Raw genomic sequence first — 20,071 nt, forward strand, 5'->3', positions numbered from 1 at the left:
ATCAGCGTGGTTTGGATTTCAGCCAGAGGCAGAGCTGCTGGACATTCTTCACAAAAGTCTCGCTATGCAGCACGCCACCGGGAGGGCTGGTCTTCTTCCCTTCTGCATTTCTCATGATGCCCCGATCATCCTTCGCCTCTGCCCAGGCGCCTTCGGCATTCATGCTCGCAAGAATTTCGCCGGCCTCCGCATCCGTGGGCGTGGTGAGCGGTGGAAGCTGATACAACCCCGGCGCCACGCCGCCAGCCTGCAGCCGCTGCATGGTACGCTGAATCGCGTCGAGTTCCGGCTCCCACTTCCAGCCATAGTTCGAGGCGGTGCGATCATCGTCGTAGGTGAGCTCGTGCCCCTTGCCTCCAGGGCCACGTTTGAAGTACAGCGGTTTGTTCGTCTGAAGTTCGTAGAAGCGTGCCAGCTTGCCCTCCGGTAACTTCGACTTGCCCAAGTAGCTGATGGCGGCGGGCAGGGGCTCCAGATACTTCTTTTCTCCTGTGGCCGCCGTCAGCGTGAGCAGTGACCACATCACGGCTTGAGACTCGCGTCCACTGATGGCCGGCGGCTCAAAGGCACGGCTCCACACGGGCTGCATATTTGCATCATACTGCTGCGCCCAGGCCGGCTGTGGCTCGGGCATGCGAGCCAGCAGCAGGAAATCACCGGCACGCTTCGCCGCCTCGAGGTAGCGCTGCTCTTTGTACGTCTGTCCCGCAAGCAGCAGGGTGCGGATCAACGTGGCATGCATGTTGTCATTCGTGACATAGCAACCGGTGAAGTCCTTCGTCCAGGTGCGCGACCACGTGGCTGGATAGGACGCCTGCTTCACGGGATAGCGTGTGGCGTCTGGAGATGTGGCCGGATAGACGTCAAAACTCGCCGACCACGCACCGCATGGATACTGCGCCTTCACCAATGCATCCAGGGCATAGAGGGCGGCCTCGTGAATTTCCGCATCCTTGAACTCGAGCGCCTGATCCACGCGCACCAGCAGACGCACGGCGCTCTGCGTCACATCATCATCCAGTGTGGAGTAGTTCGTGTCCTTGTACTTGCGCTCACGCCAGATGTGCCAGCCAGACTCACCGCTCGGCGAATTGCCACGGTCCAGCAGTTTTCCACTCGCATCACGGCGGTAGAGCACCTTGGTACGGGTGCCTTCGGCAAAGTGCCCGGAGTAATCCCAGCCTCCGGAGGCAAGCTGTGTGCGTGTCAGCGCATGCGCGGCATCCGTCGCCGCCTTGAGGCAGGTGGCATCGCCCGTCGCCAAGTACACTTCAAGGAACGCGTCTCCCACCGCCGGTGTGCCCGGAGGCTGAATCCAGATGGTGTCCGGAGCAGGAATGCCCTCCGCCTCACGCAGCGTGAAGTCCGCACTATACCGGTACACATAACCACCGTGCGATGCCGCCTTCTGGTGATAGAAAGCCACCGCGCGTTTCAGCGCCTGCGTGACGCTGTCGCGCGTGGGAGGCGCCGCGCAAGCTGCGGCGCTCCCATAGAAAAGCGCTGCAAGAAGCAGCGGCAATGCAAACGCTGGTGATCCTTGGCGCATGGAAGTGCGAGGAGAAGAAATCGGTCGGCATTGCCGCAGCGTCAGCTCCCTTAACGCTCTTCGGAGCTCGCACTCTTCGTGCCGCGACCTTCCCTGCCGTCTCTGGACGACACCACCTTCACCTTGTTGTCACGCGCCGCATCAATCACCTCAGCCACTGCCTTGTCAGGCACGTCCGCATCAGCCTGCACCTGGAGCGTCATCCCGGCGCCATGCTCACTGAGATAACCACGCAGCCTGCCCACCGGAATGGTTTCATTGCCAATCTTCACCTGTTCACCCTTGTCAGTCACGAGCAGCACCACGGCCTGACCTTCAGCCCCATCGCGACCACTTTTGGCAGCTTCTCCATCTCGGGCGCCACGCTTGGTGGAGCCTTCCCCGTCGCGCATGCCCTCCTTCCTTCCCTCACCATCGCGGGGTCCTTTCTTTTGCCCTTCTCCGTCGCGAAGGCCGGTCTTCTTGGCTTCCCCGTCGCGCACACCTTCTCGCTTGCCTTCGCCGTCGCGGGCGCCGGTCTTCCTTTCCTCCCCATCGCGAGGTCCGGATTTTTTCTCTTCACCGTCTCGTGGGCCCGTTTTTTTGACCTCGCCATCCCGGGGGCCGGTCGACTTTGCCTCGCCATCCCGAGGTCCATCCTTTTTCGCCTCGCCATCACGAGGTCCGGTTTTTGCCTGCTCGCCATCACCCTTGGACTTTTCTTCCGTGCTCCTTGGCTGGCCATCAGGATCTGCGCTGGCAGTGGTGAAAGTGAGGCAGGCCAGTGCAGGCACAATCAAGAGGGCCGCATAGCGGGCCACAGCAGAGGAGCGGGGCAGTGCGATCATTTGGATGCGAGTTTGGATTTCCTTGGTGTGACGGAAGAACGGCACCGCAGGCACAGGCACGCTTGCGAGGCTGTTTTCCAAAGTCTTCAACAGCGCCTCGCCATAATGCGAACGCTGCGTGTGGCTGAGCTTCTCCAGCGCGATGCGGTCGCACTCCAGCTCCGCATCTGCCCGCATGCGGCGGGCCAGCAACCACACAAGTGGATTGAACCAATGCAGTGCGCACACCGCCAGCAGCACACGGCCCCAGATCAGGTCGCCACGGCGTACATGGGCAAGCTCATGCAGGAACATCCCGCGAATCTCCTCGGCGCTGAATCGCTCGCTCAAGCCCTCCGGCACCAGAATGACCGGGCGCAGCCACCCATGCACAGCCATGGTAGGCAGGCCGCGCACCGTCCAGAGACCGCAGCCCTTTGCCACGCCCATGCGTTGCTGGCACCACTCCAGTTCACGAAAAAGACCTGTGTCCGTGCGTGTGCGATGACGGGAAATCAAATGGTGCAAGACTACATGCGAATACACGATCCATGCAGCGACGCTCACCAAGCCTGCGAGCCAGAGCCACACCGCCATCGACCACAGTGAAGGCATGGCGAAGGCCCTTTCATGAACCGCAGTTGTTTCACTTAACGCATGTCCGCGCTCAGCCGCGACTCCCTCGTCAGGCAATCCCTGGTGAATGGGGACCATCTCCACCGGCAGCGACACCTCACTACGCTGCGTCAATGGGGCCACCTGCGCATGCTGCAGCGGCACTTCCAACGAGGGTCTCCACGAAACCTCCGGCACCCACGGCAACAGCAAACGCACCACCACAATGGCAGCGAGCCAACTGCGCCAGCGCGCCGGAAAACTCTGCCAACGTCCAAGAAGCAAAACAACCAGAGCAGGCAGCAGGATGATGAGCGAGGTATTCCACGCCCAGGTGGCTGCGGTCACAAGGCCTGAGGTGAGCGAGTCTGGCAGGTTCATTTCTGATCTCCTTTCAACAAGCGACGCATCTCCTCGATTTCCTTCGGCGTGACCTCCTCACGCTCGAGGAAGCAGGCCAGCAACGGGGCGAGCCGGCCTCCAAATACACGGTCTACAAAAGTCTTGCTCGCCTCATGCACGCACTGTGCTTCCCCCACGAGTGGCCGGTAGATGTACTCACGTCCCTCCTGCCGGAAGCCGAGCGCCTGCTTCTGCACCAAGCGATTGATCAGCGACTGCACCGTGCGCGGCTTCCAGTGCTGCTTCCCCTCCAGGGCCGCGACGATCTGCTTCGCAGTAGCTTCAGCGAGGCGCCAGAATTCCGTCATGACCACCCACTCTGCATCGGAGATGGAAGGAATGGTGGGGGCGGATTTCGTCGTGGCAGACTTGGAACGGGGCGAGGGCATGCGTGAGGACGTTTTGATTACGCTCGTAATATTAGGGATGAAATCACAAGTGTAATCGGTGGGCAAGGGCTTTTTTGCACTTTCGACAAAAAGAGGCACGGCGGGTGGTACGTGGCCGCTTGGCAAGACTTTCTCCGGCAGGTTGTATTGTGACTCTGCAGATGGCGAGCCTCCGCACCACGTTTCCCTGGCTGATTCTCTTCCTGTTGATGTCCCCCTCATCAGCGGTCGCTGAGGTGTGGACCCTGCTCAACAAGCACCTCGCCTCCATCGATCACTGGCGCAGCCTCACACACGCTCGCCTGGCATCATTGCCTCCCCTGCCCCCGCCGCAGGCGCATGAGCATGCGGGATTTCACAGCAGCTTTTCCTCCACGGAAGATGCGGTCCGCTGGGTGCAAGTGGACCTTGGCAAAGAGGTGCCCGTGGATCAGGTGGTAGTGATTCCGGCATACTTCGGCGCGACCAGCGAGGGCGCCGGCCCGTACGGATGGCCTGCACGTTTCCGCATCGATGCTTCGCGGGATGCCGAGTTCACCGAATCCGTGACTCTCTTCGATGGCACGGGACAGGAGCAGCCTTCACGCGTGGCGCCATGCGTCGCGGATGGCAAAGGCATCACCGCGAGATACGTGCGTTTCAGTGCCAACCGGCTCGCGCGCCAGCTTCGCAGCCAGAACCGCTACATGTTCTGCCTCGGAGAGCTGATGGTCTTCTCTCAAGGTGTGAACGTCGCGCTGCACGCGGCCGTGACCTCCACAAGATCCCTCGACACTCCACCGACATGGTCGGCCACTCACCTCGTGGATGGTTGGACGGCGCTTGGCATTCCGGCGATACTCAATCCGAGTCGACCCCCAGGTAATGGCTGGCACAGCGGCATCTCGCCCCTGGCGGACACAGCCAAATGGGTGCAGGTGGATCTGGGCAGCAGCACACCGATTGAAGAGGTGCGCCTGTATCCGGCGCATCCGCCTGATTTTCCAGATCGGCCGGGGTTTGGGTTTCCGCGTCGCTTTCGACTGGAGTCCTCGAACGATGCCACCTTCACCAACGCGCAGGTGATCGCGGATCACACGGACGCGGATTTTGCCAACCCTGCGGATAACGTGGTCACCTTCCGCACGAGTCAACTGAAAGGGCGGTATGTGCGACTCACCGCCACTCAACTTTGGCAGCGCAACGAGGACTTCGTCTTCGCCCTGGCGGAATTGGAAGTGATGTCTTCGGGAAGGAATGTCGCGATGGGCGCGCCCGTCACATTCCTCGATGAGACCAGTACCGGCTCATGGAATCGCACCCGGCTGGTCGATGGTGAAGTGGCGCAAGGAGGCCTGGTGGATCCACTCTCATGGTACCGGGAACTCGCCGGGCGGGTGAAGCTTGAAGAAGAACTCATCAAGCTGGACTCCGGGCGCACGGCCGCTCTGGCCCTGGCCCACGAACGCGCCTTGTGGGTCGGAGGTACGTTGGTGATGTCTGCCGCGGTCACGGGACTGGCACTGATGCAACGCGGACGTCAGGCAAGGCGTCGCGAACTGGAAGCCTTGCGCGAGCGCATCGCGCGCGACCTGCATGATGAAGTGGGCAGCCACCTCGGGAGCATCTCCCTCGCCGGTGAACTGGCGCTACGTCAGAAGGATCTCGATGAAGACACGCGTGCTGCACTGGACGAGATGCAACGCGCCGCGAAGCAGGCAGCGGAGTCCATGCGTGGCATCTTGTGGCTTGTGCGAGAGGAGGGTGAGCCCTCCCTGCTGCGGCTTATGCAGGCCCTGCGAGAGAGTGCCACCGCCCAACTTCACGGCATCGACTGGGACGTGCAGGTGAAAGAGCCCGCCCTGGATCGAGCAGCACCTCTGGAGTTTCACCGGCATGTGTTCCTCTTCTTCAAGGAGGCCATGCACAACATTGCGCGTCACGCGCACGCCACGGAAGTGCGCGTGAACGTGGCATGGCATGACCATGCCTTTGACTTGAGCATTCACGACAACGGCCACGGCTTTGATGCAGCACGCAAGTCTGATGGCAGCGGACTGGCGAACATGAAACATCGCGCGGAGGCATTGCACGGACGCATGGAACTTGCCACCGTGCCTGGAAGCGGCACCACCATCACCCTCAACGCACAGCTTGCCTGACATGGAGTCCACGGAAACGAAGCACATCTGGGTTGTGGAAGATCACGTTCCCTTCCGGCGAACGTTGGCAAAGGTGCTCAATGCGGAGGCTGCGCTGCATTGCTCCGCAGCGTTTGACTCTTGCGAGCGGGCGCTCGAAGCTCTGGCAGATTCCAAAGCGGAACAGCCCGATGTCATCCTGCTGGATGTAGGACTGCCAGGCATGAGCGGGCTGGAGGGCATTCGCCTGTTCCGCGAACGCAGTCCGCATACGCTGGTGATTATTCTCACCGTCTTCGAGGACGACGAGAAAATCTTCCAAGCCATCTGCGCGGGAGCGTCCGGATATCTTCTGAAAACTGCCGGTGCGGATGCCATCGTGCAGGCCATCCATGATGCGCTGGCTGGAGGTTCTCCGATGAATCCACGCATCGCGCGGCGCGTGCTTGAGATGTTTTCGCGGCTGGCGCCCAAGAAGGCGGACTATGGTCTGAGCGAGCGCGAAAAGGAAATCCTCCAGCACATGGTGAAAGGTCTCATCAAGAAGGAAATCGCCGATCGCCTGCAACTCAGCGTGCACACGGTGGATACCTACTTGCGCCGCATCTACGAGAAGCTGGAGGTGAACACCCGCACCGGCGCCGTCGCGAAGGCGCTGAAGGAAGGGTTGGTTTAAGGGAGGGGGTAGCAACCTGTCACGCGGACGCGTGGCATGAAAACGCAGCAGAAAGTCCGTTAATGGACGGTGATGCTTCGTGCCGTCCCTGCCATTCCGAGCCTGCTCGTACTCCTGTCCACCAGTCTCCCGGCGACACCGGTGGAATTCGTGCGGGACGTGCGGCCTATCTTCGAGAAGCACTGCTACGAGTGTCACGGCGCAGACAAACAGAAGAGCGGCTTCCGGCTGGATGTGAGGCAGGAGGCCTTCACCAGTGGCGATGGCCACGCGCCCAACCTGCTGACGGGCAAGAGCACGGAGAGCCCGCTTTACCGCTTCATCAGCGGCATGGATGACAAGGTCCAAATGCCTCCCAAGGGGAAGGGAAACGCACTGAGCCAGGCGGAGGTTGCCACCATCAAGCGATGGCTGGATGAAGGTGCTGTGTGGCCGGATGGTATCGATACCGCCAAGGTGGAGGACCGGATGGATTGGTGGGCGTTCAAACCGCTGACACTACCAGATGTGCCAAAGCAGAGCACAGCGGGCGCACCCGGCATAAGCAGGAACGCAATCGATGCCTTCATCCAGACGAGGCTTCGTGAATACGACGCCACGCCTGCGCCCGAAGCGAACGCGCACACCTTGATTCGCCGCTTGAACTACGATCTCATCGGCCTGCCGCCCACGCCTGAGGAAGTGGCTGCATTCACACGGGAGCAATCTTCCGCAGACCCTGCCGAGCGGGAAAGAAGCTACCTAGCACTCGTGGATCGCCTCCTGGCATCCCCGCGTTATGGTGAACGCTGGGCACGACACTGGCTGGATCTGGCACACTACGGAGAGACACACGGGTATGACAAGGACAAGCTCCGCCTTAACGCGTGGCCCTATCGCGACTATGTGATCCGCGCCTTCAATGAAGACCGCGCCTATGCACGATTCGTGCAGGAACAGATTGCAGGGGACGTGCTGTATCCCGGCACGGTTGATGGCATCGTGGCGCTGGGTTTCATCGCGGCGGGTCCGTGGGATCTCATTGGTCACGCCGAGGTCCCGGAGTCGAAAATCGATGGCAAGATTGCCCGTCACCTCGACCGCGATGACATGGTGCAGAATGCGATGGGCGCCTTCACCTCGCTCACGGTCGGGTGTGCCCAGTGCCACCATCACAAGTTCGACCCCATCACCCAGGAAGACTACTATGCACTGCAGGCAGTCTTTTCGGCCCTGGATCGCGCGGACCGGAAATACTTCGCGGATGATCGGCTGACAAAGCAGTTCAATGACCTCGAAGCAGCTCAGCAAACCCTGGCGGAGAAACAAAAGCGGCTGGAGGACAAGCTGAAGAGTCTGGGAGGGGAGGCACTGGTCAACCTTGACAGACGCATGGAAGCCTCGAGGCAACTCGGGAAAGGGAACCTGCGCACCGAGTTCGGCTATCACAGTGCCATCTCATCCGCTCAAGAGGCGACGAAATGGGTGCAGGTGGATCTGGGCCACAGTGCCGTGCTGGATAGGATTGCAATGCGACCCTGCTACGATGACTTCAATGGTATTGGAGCCGGCTTCGGTTTTCCGCTGCGTTACCGCGTCGAAGCCTCCGATGATCCGGCCTTTCAGAAGAGTGTGATCCGGCTCGCCTCGTACGAGGACAAGGACGCAGCCTCACCTGGCACCACTCCCATCACCATTCCAGCCAATGGAACGACCGCTCGCTATGTGCGCGTCACCGCCACAAAGCTCGCACCGCGCAAGGACGACTACATCTTCGCGCTCGCAGAGGTGCAAGCACATGACACCGCGGGCAAGAACGTGGCGGAAGGTGCTTCGGTCACTGCACTGGATTCCATCGAAGCGCCACCACGATGGAGAAAAGCCAATCTGGTCGATGCCATTTCGCCAGTGGTGGATGACTCCGGTGCATTGGCCATCCTTCAAAAAGAAAGAGAGGAACTGCTGGCGACACTTGGTGACACGGCGCTTCACGAAGAACTGGCAGAGACAAAGCAAAAGCGCACTGAAACGACCAAGGCACTCGCAACATTCCCCAAGCCAGATGTGGTGTACGCAGGGACCATCCATCACGGCACCGGCGCCTTTGCAGGCACGGGCTCCAGCGGTGGCAAGCCGCGACCCATTTATCTTCTAAAACGTGGAGATGTAAAAACGCCTGCCCAGGAAGTGGGGCCAGGATCCATCACGGCCATCTCGAACCAATTTCACCTCGCAGCCCGCTTTCAATTTCCGGATGCCTCCACTGAAGGCGCACGTCGTGCTGCGCTGGCAGACTGGATCACCGCTCGCGACAATCCCCTCACCTGGCGCAGCATCGTGAATCGTGTCTGGCAGCATCACTTCGGGCGCGCGTTGGTGGATACACCGAATGACTTCGGGCGCATGGGAGCGAAGCCGACCCACCCGGAGCTTCTGGACTGGCTGGCCGTTTCCTTTCGCGATGATATGCAGGGCTCGCTCAAGCAACTGCACAAGCTCATCGTCATGAGCCACACGTATCGCCAGGCTTCGGAGTCCCCCTTTTCGCACATCATGGCGTCTCGTGACGGCGACAATCAACTCCTCTGGAGACAGAACCGGCGCAAGCTGGATGCGGAGTGTGTAAGAGACACGGTGCTCTCCATCTCTGGAGAGCTCGACCTCACCATGGGTGGCCCCAGTTTCCAGGACTTTGTTATCGAGAAGCCGCAACACTCGCCACACTACGAATACAACCTGCACGACCCCAACGATCCCAAGTCGCATCGGCGAAGCATCTACCGCTTCATCGTGCGCTCCCAGCAGCAGCCCTTCATGACCACGCTGGATTGTGCGGATCCTTCCATGCGAGTGGACAAGCGCAATGAGTCCATCAGTCCCCTGCAAGCGCTGGCCCTTCTGAACAACGGTCTCACCGTGGCCATGGCGGACCACTTTGCGAATCGGGTCCAGCACGAAGCGACCACTCTTGAAGCACAGATTCGGCGAGCCGTTTCCCTGGCGCTGGGACGGCCTGCCACTTCTGAGGAAATGCAGGCACTCTCTGCCTATGTCCGGCAGCACGGGTTTGCCAACCTCTGCCGCCTTCTCATGAATCTGAATGAGTTCAACTTCGTGGACTGACTCACACCATGACTGCCCCCCAATCCCATCCCAGACGACACCTCACACGCCGTGAGCTTCTTTCGACCTGTGCCCAGGGATTCGGTGGCATCGCCCTCGCGTCCTTGATGGGCAGTGAAGGACTCTTCGCCGCGTCACCTCGAGCCGCAGCCACTCGCCCGCCCAAGGCGCGTCGTGTCATCCAGCTCTTCATGGCCGGCGCCGCGAGCCACATCGATCTCTTTGATTACAAGCCCGAACTGGTGAAGCGCCACGGAGAAGCGTCGGATTTTGGGGAGCAAGTCGAGGCATTTCAAAACGGGCTTGGTCCGTGGAAGAAACCAGTGTGGGACTTCCGCCCTTATGGACGCAGCGGAAAGATGATCAGCGATGCTGTGGCGCCGCTGGGAGACTGCATCGATGACATCGCCTTTGTGCACAATCTGGTGGGCAAGACCGGGGTGCATTCGCAAGGCACCCTACTCCAGGCCACGGGATTCAATCTCCCCGGCTTCCCCGGCATGGGCGCGTGGGTAAGCTATGGCCTTGGGTCGCTGAGCGAAAATCTGCCTGCCTTTGTCGTGCTTCCGGATCATCGCGGCTTTGCTTCCAATGGCCCGAAGAACTGGGACGCTGCCTTCCTCCCCTCACAGCACGCAGGCACGGTGATCTACCCCGGCGCGGAGACTCCCATCTCGGACCTCTTTCCACACAAGTCTGGCCGCTACATCACCCCGAGCTCCGATGCGGAGGGGTTGTCCCTGCTCGCGAAGCTGAACAAGAAGCACGCCGTGCTCCGCGAAGACGATGCCCGCCTGGAATCGCGCATCCGCAGTTATGAACTGGCTGCCAAGATGCAGCTCGCCGCTCCCGAGGCGCTCGATATCTCCCGCGAGCCCGCGTACATCCGCGAAATGTATGGCATTCGCGATGGCGGAAGTGCGTGGCCATCCGAGATCAATCCCGAGGAAGAGGCGGACATCATGGGACGCAAGTGTCTCGCGGCGCGGAGATTGGTCGAGCGCGGGGTGCGCTTTGTGCAGATCTGGAGTGGCAATGACAATGGCTTCCCCCGGCGCAACTGGGACTCGCATGAAGACATTGAGCGCGATCACGGACCTCTCGCCTGGGGCATGGCCAAGGCGGTAAGCGCACTCATCCGCGACCTGAAGCAACGCGGCCTGCTGGAGGACACCCTCATTCTTTGGACCACCGAATTCGGCCGCATGCCCAGCACTCAAGGTGGCAGAGGACGCGACCACAATCCCTACGTCTTCACGAACTGGCTTTGCGGTGGCGGCATCAAGGGCGGGATCACCCATGGTGAGAGCGATCCGTGGGGCTACAAGCCGCTCGATCGCGCCAACCCCACGCTGGTCTATGACATCCATGCGACGATGTTGCATCTCCTGGGCATCGACCACGAGAAACTCACCGTGCGACACAATGGCATCGACCGACGTCTCACGGATGTACACGGGCATGTGATTCGTGAGCTGCTCGCCTGAAATCTTTGCGGGAAAACATGGAGGTCCGGCGGCGTATTGCCCACATGAAGCGCTGCCTCCTCCTCCTGTCGTGCCTCGATATCTCAGTGTGGTCCATGGCCCAAGAAACTTCGGTGCCCGCGGAGCAAGAGCCCTCTGACATCCAGCGCGTGGTCGCAGTGAAGGATGTATGCGCCTGGCCCAACCTCACGTTGATGAAGGACGGAAGCATCGTGGCAGTGCTGCACAACAAACCCTCCCACGGACAGATGGAGGGTGATGTGGAATGCTGGGCCAGCAAGGACGGCACCGGGTGGGAGAAACGCAGCGTGATCACCCAGCACGAACCAGACACCATCCGCATGAATCACGCGGCAGGTCTCGCCAAGAATGGAGATCTGATCGTGCTGTGCTCGGGCTGGACGAATGTGAAGCAACCCGAGCGCCCTAAGCAGGATCCGTTTCGCGACGCCGTGCTCAGCAACTGGGTGATGCGCTCCAGTGACGGCGGCAGGACATGGACGAAGAGCGTCGCATTCCCCGGGACAGATGCAGGCTGGTCCCACCATATTCCCTTTGGCGATATCTGGGTCGGCGAAGACGGCGCACTGCACACCTCATGCTATCGGGGCAAGCTCGCGAGCCCGGAGAAGAGTTTCAAGATCGCCAGCTACGAGTCCTGGTACTTTCGCAGTGAGGACGACTGTCGCACCTGGAAAGCGGTATCCATCATCGGACCGAAGCACAACGAGACCGACATCTTCCCACTCGGCGGCAAGCGCTGGATGGCAGCCGCGCGCATCGATGCCATGGAGCTGTTCATCTCCGAGGACAATGGCGTTACCTGGAGCTCGCCGCAACGCGTGACCGCTCGCAATGAGATCAATGGCCACCTCATGCGGCTCAAGGATGGCCGTCTCGTACTGAGCTACGGCGTCCGTGTGCAAGGACAGCGTGGGGTACGCGCCAAGTTCAGCAGCGATGAAGGCAAGACCTGGAGCGCCCCCATTCGTGTGATGCGCAGTGACGAAGGCGACTGTGGCTACCCTGCCAGCGTGCAGCGTGCTGATGGAAAGATCGTGACTGCCTACTACTCGCGCAAAGCGCCAGAACACGATGGTTACCACATGGGCGTGGCCATCTGGGCGCCCCCTGCGGAGAAAAAATAGCGGGTTGTGAAAGAGAGGGGCAATCCAAACGGTATACCGTTTCAACCATCCTCTCCGGCCCATGTTTCACGACGTCCCCACGTCCCCACGCACCCTCACCGATGAAACTGCCCAGCGCCTGCGGCAGGACATCATCCACGGCATCACGCCTGCCGGCACACGACTCGCAGAGGCGGCGGTGGCGAAGCAACTCGGGGTGAGCCGGGTGCCAGTGCGTGAGGCGTTGGTCATGCTGGAGCGTGAAGGGCTCATTGGGTTCAGCACCACGGGCCGCGCCTATGTAAAGGACCTCACGCCGCAGGACTTTGAGGAGCTTTTTCTCCTGCGCCTCGCCCTGGAACCGCTCTCTGCCAGGTTCGCCGCCGCCCAGCTGAAGGGAGACGCAAGCTTGCTGGAGCAGAACATCCGGGAAACATCCCACGCGAAGACTCTTCGGGATGTGACCTCGCTGGACCTCGACTTTCACCAGATCATTCTTGAAGCCTCGCTCCAGCCCCGGCTGGTGCGTCTGTGGAAGTCGCTGCGGCCTGAGTTGGAGCTCTGGCTCTCCCGACTGCACCGCAATCACCAGACGCAGACCCATGCCACGCGCCAGACGACGGTCGAGGCACACACTCGCATGCTGGAATGTTTCCGCGGAGAAACACCCGCCGCGGCAGAAAAGATTACGCGACAGCACATCGTTGGCTGGAGGGAATGGCTGCCCTCACCGGGAGAGCTGCCGTCGGCATAATTTCGCAGCATCATGCGCAGGACCATCCATCACTGGCTGTTGTGGAGCGTGAGTGCAGGCGTGGGAGCATGCCTCGCACCTCTGGCTGCCGCGGCAGATGAGCAAGCCTCCGGCGATGCCTTCTTCGAAAAGGAGGTGCGGCCCGTGCTGGAACGCCGGTGCTTTGAATGTCACTCGCACACCGGTGGCAAGGCAAAGGGCGGTCTGGTGCTCGACTCCAGAAGTGGATGGCAAACGGGTGGTGAAGGCGGGCCTGCCTTGGTGCCGGGAAGCCTTGAGAAAAGCATGCTCATTCGCGCGGTGCGCCACGTGGATGATGCCCTGAAGATGCCACCTCGCGAGAAGCTCCCCGCGGCAGATATCGCTGTACTGGAGAAATGGGTGTCCATGGGAGCGCCGGATCCCCGTGTGAGCAGCGTCGTCAGCACTCATGCGAAGAAGGGCATCGACGTGGAAGCAGGACGCAAGCACTGGGCCTACCAACCCATGCAGACACCGGCCGTTCCTGCCATGGCAAACGCCTCTGCGGCCTCCAACAGCATCGACGCGTTCATCCATGCCCGGCTGCAGAAGGAAGGGCTGGGCGCCTCATCTCGTGCTGATGCACGCGTCTTGATTCGTCGTTTGTACTTCGACCTCCTGGGCGTCCCTCCCTCCTTCGAAGAAGTAGAAACCTTTGCCGCAAATCAAGATCCCCAGTCATACACGCGACTGGTAGATGAATTGCTCGCCCGTCCAGAATATGGCCAGCGCTGGGGGAGGCACTGGCTCGATGTCACGCGCTACGCGGACACCATCGAGCAGTCCGTCGACGGCGAGCGCCGCATTCCCTTTGCCCACACCTACCGTGACTACGTGGTGGATGCACTCAACGCGGATGTCCCATTCGATCGCATGATTCTGGAGCAGCTTGCGGCGGACCGCATTCCCAATGGGGACTTGCGCGCCCTGGGTTTTCTCACCGTGGGCCGGCAATTCCGCTCCAATGCTGATGGTCCCATGCTGGTGATCGACGATCGCATCGATGTCGTGGGTCGTGGATTCATGGGCATGACCCTGGCCTGCGCCCGATGCCATGATCACAAATTCGATCCGGTGCCCACGGCGGACTACTATTCCCTCGCGGGCATCCTCGGCAGTGTGGAGCAACCCATCGATCTGCCACAGGTTGGACATGGTAACGTCAGCGACGAAGCGATGAAGCCCTATCTGGAAAAGCGGCAGCAGCTTCTTCGCGACTGGGAAGCGCATGTCGACCAGTGCTTCGCCAACTCCAAGGCACATTTCCGCACCATGGCCACGGAGTACCTCCGGTACATCGTGCGTTCTTCTTCGAATCACCGCACCACGGAGGGCTACATCCCGCTCGACACCCCCTCCGGCCTGCTTTTCTACCAGGCGCCTCCGCGCTGGGAAGCACTGCTGGAAAAGAGCAAGGCTTCTGGCGAGCCTTTCTTCAAGCTCTGGCATCAGTGCATGACGCTGCCTCGCGAAGGATTTGCAGAGAAGGTGCAAAGCCTCTTTGAAAACATGCGGAGTACTCCCGCCGCCTACCATCCATGGATTGTGCGCTACTTTTCAGGTGCCACACCCACAGACATGCTGGCTGTGGCGGATGTTTACGGTCAGCTCATTCAAGAAGCGCTGAAGTCAGAAACAGCCGAGGCCAAAATTATTGTCGACCTGGTCTATGGGCCGGACTCTCCAGTGCCGCCTGCCAATCGTGAAGAAATCGCGGAGGATATTCCACGTTTCCTCACCGAGAAGCGCCTCGTACATCGACGTGAAGCGGAAGCTGGCACCGCCATTCTGACGAAGTTGAGCGCGCTCGAAGCCACGGCACCCGTGGAGCGCGCCATGTCGGTGCGGGCTTCCGTAAAACCCATGGATCCACGCGTGCTGGTGCGGGGCGACATGAAGCGCCCCGGCACTCCTGTTCCCCGACGCTTCCTCAGTGTGCTCTCTGAAGTGGACTCGCGCTCATATGCCGATGACGGACGCCTGCAACTGGCCGAAGCCATAGCGAATCCCCGCAATCCGCTGACGGCCCGTGTGATTGTGAACCGCGTCTGGCAACACCACTTCGGCAATGGCCTGGTAGCATCCACGGATGACTTCGGCGTCATGGGTGAAAAGCCCGTGCATCCGGAGCTTCTCGATCATCTCGCTTCATGGTTCATCACCCATGGCTGGTCGATGAAGGCGTTGCATCGCTACATCCTCACATCGGCAACCTGGCAGCAGAGCAGTATCGCAAATACAGATGGACTCGCCAAGGATCCCTCCAACCGTCTCCTGTGGCGCGTGTCTCCGCGCAGGCTGGAATTCGAGCCCATGCGCGATGCCTTGCTACAGGCTTCCGGCCAGCTCGACACACGCCACGGCGGGCGCAGTCAGGCACTCAACAACGGAAACCTCCGCCGTGCATTGTACGGATACACGGATCGCTTCCGCATTCCCGCGTTGCTGAGAAACTTCGACGTCGCCAATCCTGACACTTCCATCTCACGACGCAGCGAAACACTCGTGCCGCTGCAGGCGCTGTACATGATGAACAACCCCTTTGTACGTGAGCGCACGGTGGCACTGGTGAAACGCAAAGATGTATTGGCTGCAGCCACGGATACAGATCGTATCCGCACCGTCTTCAAGATCATCCTGAGCAGGAACCCCGACAACGTGGAGCTGGAGGCTTCGATGCAGTTCCTCAATGGCGCACGGCTCAGCGAACCTGCAGGCCGCCGGAAGTGGGAGAGCTTCGCGCAAGGGCTGCTGCTCTCGAATGAGTTCGTTTTCGTGGATTGATACACCCTTCCCTTCAAAATGAGCACGCCCCCTCCAGCTTCCATGATGACCCGCCGCGAGATGCTGCATCGCTGCGGAGCCGGCTTTGGCATGCTTGGGCTCGCCTCGCTGCTGCATCAGCAGAACGCATTCGCTGGGACGGCGGAACCGCATCCACTCGCGGCGAAGCAACCCCACTTCCCGGGAAAGGCGAAATACGTCATCCAGATCCTCGCAAACGGCGGCCCGGGACAGATGGATACCTTCGACCCGAAGCCGGAACTGACGAAGTACCATGGCCAGCGGCTGCCGCTTCACTTTGCCACCGAGCGACCCACTGGCGCCGCACTGGCTTCGCCCTTCAAGTTCCAACGCTACGGCCAAAGCGGCATGGAGGTGAGTGAACTTTTCGCTCCCCTCGCGGAGCGGCATGCGGATGACCTGTGTGTCATTCGCTCCATGCATACGGACGTGCCCATTCACGAGAGTTCACTGCGTCTCATGAATTGTGGCGCCAGCATCATGGCGCGACCGAGCATTGGCGCCTGGGTCACCTACGGCCTCGGCACGGAAAACCAAAACCTGCCCGGTTTCGTGGTGCTCGTGCCCAAAGGCATGCCGGTAGCTGGTGCGGACAACTGGCAATCCTCCTTCCTGCCCGGATCCTACCAAGGAACCTACATCGAGACCCAGGATCGCAAGCCGCAGGATCTCATCGAAAACCTGCGTAACCCCGTGCTCAATCCAGACGAGCAACGCGCGCAGCTCTCTTTCGTGGAGCGCATCAATCGCCGTCACCTCTCCACACGGCATGAACCGGTGCTGGAGGCACGCATCCACAGCTTCGAGACCGCCTTCCGCATGCAGACGGCTGCCACGGATGCCTTCGACATCGACCGGGAGCCCGCCCATGTGCGGGAGATGTATGGTGATACACCACAGGCAAAACAGATGCTTATTGCGCGCCGGCTCATCGAGCGTGGCGTGCGTTTCGTCCAGGTGTGGCATGGTACGCTGCAACCCTGGGACAGTCACAACAACATCGAGACGGAGCATCGCAAGCTCGCGGCGGAGAGCTGCCAGGGCATCACGGCCCTCCTCACGGATTTGAAGCAGCGCGGATTGTTTGACGAGACGCTCATCATCTGGGGCGGCGAATTCGGTCGCACGCCCACGGTTGAACTCACCCAGGATGCCGCCGTGAAACCCACGGCGGGACGCGACCACAACAACCATGGCTTCACCATGTGGCTCGCAGGTGGCGGCGTGAAAGGCGGCACGGTGTATGGCGCTACGGACGACTTCGGATTCAAGGCGGTGAAGGATCGTGTGCATGTGCATGATCTCCAGGCGACCGTGCTGCACTTGCTGGGAATCGATCACACCCGGTTGGTGTACCGGCATTCAGGCCGTGACTTCCGACTGACAGATGTACACGGCGAGGTGGTGAAGGCGCTGCTGACGTAGCTTCTCTCGAGGCTTCCGTCACATCGTGCTTTGCATGCACATAAAGATGGTATGCATTTCAAGCAGCCATCCCTATCCCGAATCTTGACCCGCCGGGTCTGGATTCAGGCTTGCATGGCTGCTCTCGGAATGCCTGCGTACGCCGCCGTGAAACCGTCTGCCCAATCATATGGTTCCAAGGTTAAGTACTCCAAAGGGGCCACTCTCCATTTCCCGGATTTTGATCTCACCTATATCGGCAGGAGAAAGGAGTCGTCCGAGGTATTCAAGCCTGGCTTCACCTTTGAGGACTTTCGAGTTTCGCAAGGCGCACGTTCCGACACCGTATCGTGGACCTCGGGCACCGGGCTCATTGTGCCACGCCAGTTCAAGTTTCGTGGAAACACCTTCCAGCTCATGCTGTATCACGGGGGCACGGCCGGTAAGCTGAAGTCCGATGAACTGATCGTGGTCAAGATGTGAACCGCGATCCTTGCAAGCAGTCCGCACTCTTTCCACATGAAGACTCTCCTCTCCCACTTCGGTTGCACCCGGCGGCATTTCCTGACCCTCGGCATGGCGACCTTCGCGATGCCTGCATGTGCCGCGGGCAAGGGTGGGAGTGCCAGTTACGGCACGAAGGTGAAGTTCAGCAAAGGATCTCCCATCACCTTCCCCGATTTCGAGTTGAAATACGTCGGCACACGCAAAGTATCATCCTCCACCTACCCACGAGGCTTCCTGTATCACGATTTCGAGGTGTCACGCAGCAGCGCCTCAAAGACCGTTTCGTGGTCCTCGGGTACAGGCGACATCGGCCCGGCGATCTTCCAGTTTGATGGCAAGGAATTTTGGCTGGAACTCAGCCGCTCCGATAAACTCGGGAAGCTTGCGGACAACGAGGTCGTGATCTGGAAAAAGTAAGAGCCGCCCCGGACCCCTTCGATCCATGGACGGCTCACGGTGTTCCCTGGCAACGACTACTGCTTCTTGATCTTGATGTTCCGATACCACACGTCGTGACCGTGGTCCTGGAAGCCAAGATGACCTGTACGCGGCTGATCCTTCAGTGCCGTCTTGAACTTGTTCGGCGATCCATCGGGGTTCTTCTCCGCAGTGGTCCAGTCCTCGAGGCTCAGGTCCTGCACCTTCTGGCCATTGATGAGGCACACCAGCTTTGGGCCTTTCAGCTCCAGTCGGAATGTGTTCCATTCGCCAGCCTTCTTCACCGCATTCACCGCCGGAGCTTTGGCATCATACAGGGCGCCGCAATCATGTTTGCCCGCTTCCTTGCCGAAGGAGTCCATGATCTGGATTTCAAAGCCGCCCTGCACCGGGTTCTTGGGATCCGTGCGGAAGAAGAGGCCGCTGTTGCAGCCAGGTGTGACCTTGAATTCCATCTCCAGAATGAAGTCGCCATACGTCTCCTTCGTCCACAGATAGCTGGATTGCGGTGACCGGGCCAGCTCGCCCTTTTTCACGGTCCACACCGCAGGATTGGCAGGCTCGACGAACCAGCCATCGAGGTTCTTGCCGTTGAAAAGATCGACAAAGCCCTCCTCAGCGACTGCGACAGAGGAGCACAGGAGGAGAGCACAGAGGGTAGTCTTGAATTTCATGGGAGAGACAAAACGCTCTCCGATGAAACATCATGCTGACGGGTCCCAAAAACATAAAATGTGTTTGGGGTGAAACGAGATGGTGTCATCGGACTTCAGCAGGTCCGTGTATTGCGGATTGTTGTCCAGTCGGCCGACGAGACAGCCTTCGCCGAAAGACACGATCTCAACCCACATGCGTTCCGCGTTAAAGCTGCCGGAGTTTCTCACCGGGTCCTTGTAGCGAAAAATCAGCTTTACCATGTCCCCCGGCTCCGCACCAAACCGCTCCTCGTCCGAGGCGACACCGGGCTCTGATTCCTCCAGAAGTCGGAGCTCAAACCCGTCTTCGTCCCAGAGGGGAAAGGGATAGTCTTCGGGGCGCATCGTGTGCTCCACCTCTACACCACACTCCGCACAATGCCACCATCCACACGCAACGCCGCGCCATTGATGGCCGAAGCCTTCGAGCTACAGACGAAGGTGACAAAATCGGCAATCTCCTCCGGCGAGATGAGCCGCTGAATGAGGGAAGTGGGACGGTTCTCCGACACGAATTTCCTCTCCGCCTCCTCATACGGCAGCCCGGGAAACACATCCTGCACAAACTTGATCACCCCCTCCGTCTTCGTGGAGCCGGGCATGACGGTATTCACAGTGACCTTCGTTCCCTTGGTGAGTTCCGCGAGGCTCCGTGAGATGGAGAGCTGCATGGTCTTCGTCGCGCTGTAGTGGGCCATTTCAGGCGCCGGATTTACGGCGGACTCGCTGGAGATAAAGATGACCCTGCCGTGATTGGAGTTGAGCATCTCCTTCAGGTAATGCCGCGCCAAGCGCACGCCGCTCATGATGTTCACCTCGAAGAGCTTCAACCATGCCTCATCCGTTTCCTCAAAAAAACCCACGGCTTCATAGATGCCCAGGTTGTTCACCAGGATGTCCACCTTGGGGAACTGCCGGATGGTCTCGGCACAACCCTCCGCCGTCGCATTGTCCGCCACCAGCCCCTTCAGCTTCGCATCAGGCACCGTTCCCTTGATCTCGGCGATCGCGGAATCCACGGAAGACTGGGAGCGCCCATTTACAATCACCGTCGCACCTTCGCGGGCAAGAGAGCGGGCGATTTCCAGGCCAATGCCTCCCGAAGAGGCGGTGACAAGTGCGGTGGAGTTGCTGAGGTCGAGATTCATGGATCGGAAGTTGGGTTGTTCCGATG

16 protein-coding genes are annotated in these 20,071 nt (G+C 60.2%); 10 read left to right on the forward strand and 6 right to left on the reverse strand.

Annotated features, from left to right (window positions below):
* Window position 1: 1 nt before the first annotated feature.
* Genes DES53_RS17965 through DES53_RS17975 form a run of 3 tightly spaced genes read right to left on the reverse strand, consistent with a single transcriptional unit; the run spans window position 2 to window position 3,761 of the window.
* Window positions 2–1,549, reverse strand: a complete 1,548-nt coding sequence (locus tag DES53_RS17965; protein WP_113959669.1) for a pectate lyase — start codon at window positions 1,547–1,549, stop codon at window positions 2–4.
* A 50-nt stretch (window positions 1,550–1,599) separates the two neighbouring features.
* Window positions 1,600–3,351 carry a M56 family metallopeptidase gene (locus DES53_RS17970; protein ID WP_113959670.1) on the reverse strand — a complete coding sequence of 584 codons (1,752 nt, stop codon included), beginning with the start codon at window positions 3,349–3,351 and terminating at the stop codon, window positions 1,600–1,602.
* A complete protein-coding gene (locus DES53_RS17975; protein ID WP_113959671.1) occupies window positions 3,348–3,761 on the reverse strand; it encodes a BlaI/MecI/CopY family transcriptional regulator in 414 nt (137 codons plus the stop codon). Before DES53_RS17975 ends, DES53_RS17970 begins: the two co-directional genes overlap by 4 nt.
* Before the next feature lie 161 nt (window positions 3,762–3,922).
* Here DES53_RS17975 and DES53_RS17980 point away from each other — a divergent pair, with 161 nt between their 5' ends.
* The 10 genes from DES53_RS17980 (at window position 3,923) to DES53_RS18025 (ending at window position 18,181) form a co-directional block, all read left to right on the forward strand.
* Window positions 3,923–5,902, forward strand: coding sequence for a discoidin domain-containing protein (locus tag DES53_RS17980; RefSeq protein WP_113959672.1), 1,980 nt, complete (start codon window positions 3,923–3,925; stop codon window positions 5,900–5,902).
* A gap of 1 nt (window position 5,903) precedes the next feature.
* On the forward strand, window positions 5,904–6,557 hold the full coding sequence (locus tag DES53_RS17985) for a response regulator transcription factor (protein WP_113959673.1): 654 nt from the start codon (window positions 5,904–5,906) through the stop codon (window positions 6,555–6,557).
* Between the two features lie 72 nt (window positions 6,558–6,629).
* Window positions 6,630–9,659: a DUF1553 domain-containing protein gene (locus DES53_RS17990; protein ID WP_113959674.1), complete on the forward strand. Its 3,030-nt coding sequence runs from the start codon at window positions 6,630–6,632 to the stop codon at window positions 9,657–9,659.
* A gap of 8 nt (window positions 9,660–9,667) precedes the next feature.
* Complete coding sequence (locus DES53_RS17995; RefSeq protein WP_113959675.1) at window positions 9,668–11,146, forward strand: DUF1501 domain-containing protein; 1,479 nt, start codon at window positions 9,668–9,670, stop codon at window positions 11,144–11,146.
* Between the two features lie 44 nt (window positions 11,147–11,190).
* Window positions 11,191–12,294, forward strand: a complete 1,104-nt coding sequence (locus DES53_RS18000) for a sialidase family protein (protein WP_211325596.1) — start codon at window positions 11,191–11,193, stop codon at window positions 12,292–12,294.
* A 61-nt stretch (window positions 12,295–12,355) separates the two neighbouring features.
* Window positions 12,356–13,027: a GntR family transcriptional regulator gene (locus tag DES53_RS18005; RefSeq protein WP_113959677.1), complete on the forward strand. Its 672-nt coding sequence runs from the start codon at window positions 12,356–12,358 to the stop codon at window positions 13,025–13,027.
* A 12-nt stretch (window positions 13,028–13,039) separates the two neighbouring features.
* Complete coding sequence (locus DES53_RS18010) at window positions 13,040–15,832, forward strand: PSD1 and planctomycete cytochrome C domain-containing protein (RefSeq protein WP_113959678.1); 2,793 nt, start codon at window positions 13,040–13,042, stop codon at window positions 15,830–15,832.
* Between the two features lie 45 nt (window positions 15,833–15,877).
* The gene (locus tag DES53_RS18015) at window positions 15,878–17,278 is read left to right on the forward strand and encodes a DUF1501 domain-containing protein (RefSeq protein WP_113959820.1); all 1,401 of its coding nucleotides are present in this window, start codon (window positions 15,878–15,880) and stop codon (window positions 17,276–17,278) included.
* A 114-nt stretch (window positions 17,279–17,392) separates the two neighbouring features.
* A complete protein-coding gene (locus DES53_RS18020) occupies window positions 17,393–17,740 on the forward strand; it encodes a hypothetical protein (protein WP_147263462.1) in 348 nt (115 codons plus the stop codon).
* Window positions 17,741–17,776: 36 nt separating this feature from the next.
* Window positions 17,777–18,181: a hypothetical protein gene (locus tag DES53_RS18025; RefSeq protein WP_113959680.1), complete on the forward strand. Its 405-nt coding sequence runs from the start codon at window positions 17,777–17,779 to the stop codon at window positions 18,179–18,181.
* A gap of 56 nt (window positions 18,182–18,237) precedes the next feature.
* Here the strand turns inward: DES53_RS18025 and DES53_RS18030 are convergent, their stop codons facing one another.
* Genes DES53_RS18030 through DES53_RS18040 form a run of 3 tightly spaced genes read right to left on the reverse strand, consistent with a single transcriptional unit; the run spans window position 18,238 to window position 20,045 of the window.
* Entirely contained in the window at window positions 18,238–18,876 is a 639-nt protein-coding gene (locus DES53_RS18030; RefSeq protein WP_113959681.1) for a 3-keto-disaccharide hydrolase, read from the reverse strand.
* Window positions 18,877–18,906: 30 nt separating this feature from the next.
* Window positions 18,907–19,242 carry a DUF2314 domain-containing protein gene (locus DES53_RS18035; protein ID WP_113959682.1) on the reverse strand — a complete coding sequence of 112 codons (336 nt, stop codon included), beginning with the start codon at window positions 19,240–19,242 and terminating at the stop codon, window positions 18,907–18,909.
* A gap of 14 nt (window positions 19,243–19,256) precedes the next feature.
* A complete protein-coding gene (locus DES53_RS18040) occupies window positions 19,257–20,045 on the reverse strand; it encodes an SDR family NAD(P)-dependent oxidoreductase (protein ID WP_113959683.1) in 789 nt (262 codons plus the stop codon).
* Window positions 20,046–20,071: the final 26 nt, after the last annotated feature.

Source organism: Roseimicrobium gellanilyticum, assembly GCF_003315205.1.
GTDB lineage: Bacteria > Verrucomicrobiota > Verrucomicrobiia > Verrucomicrobiales > Verrucomicrobiaceae > Roseimicrobium > Roseimicrobium gellanilyticum.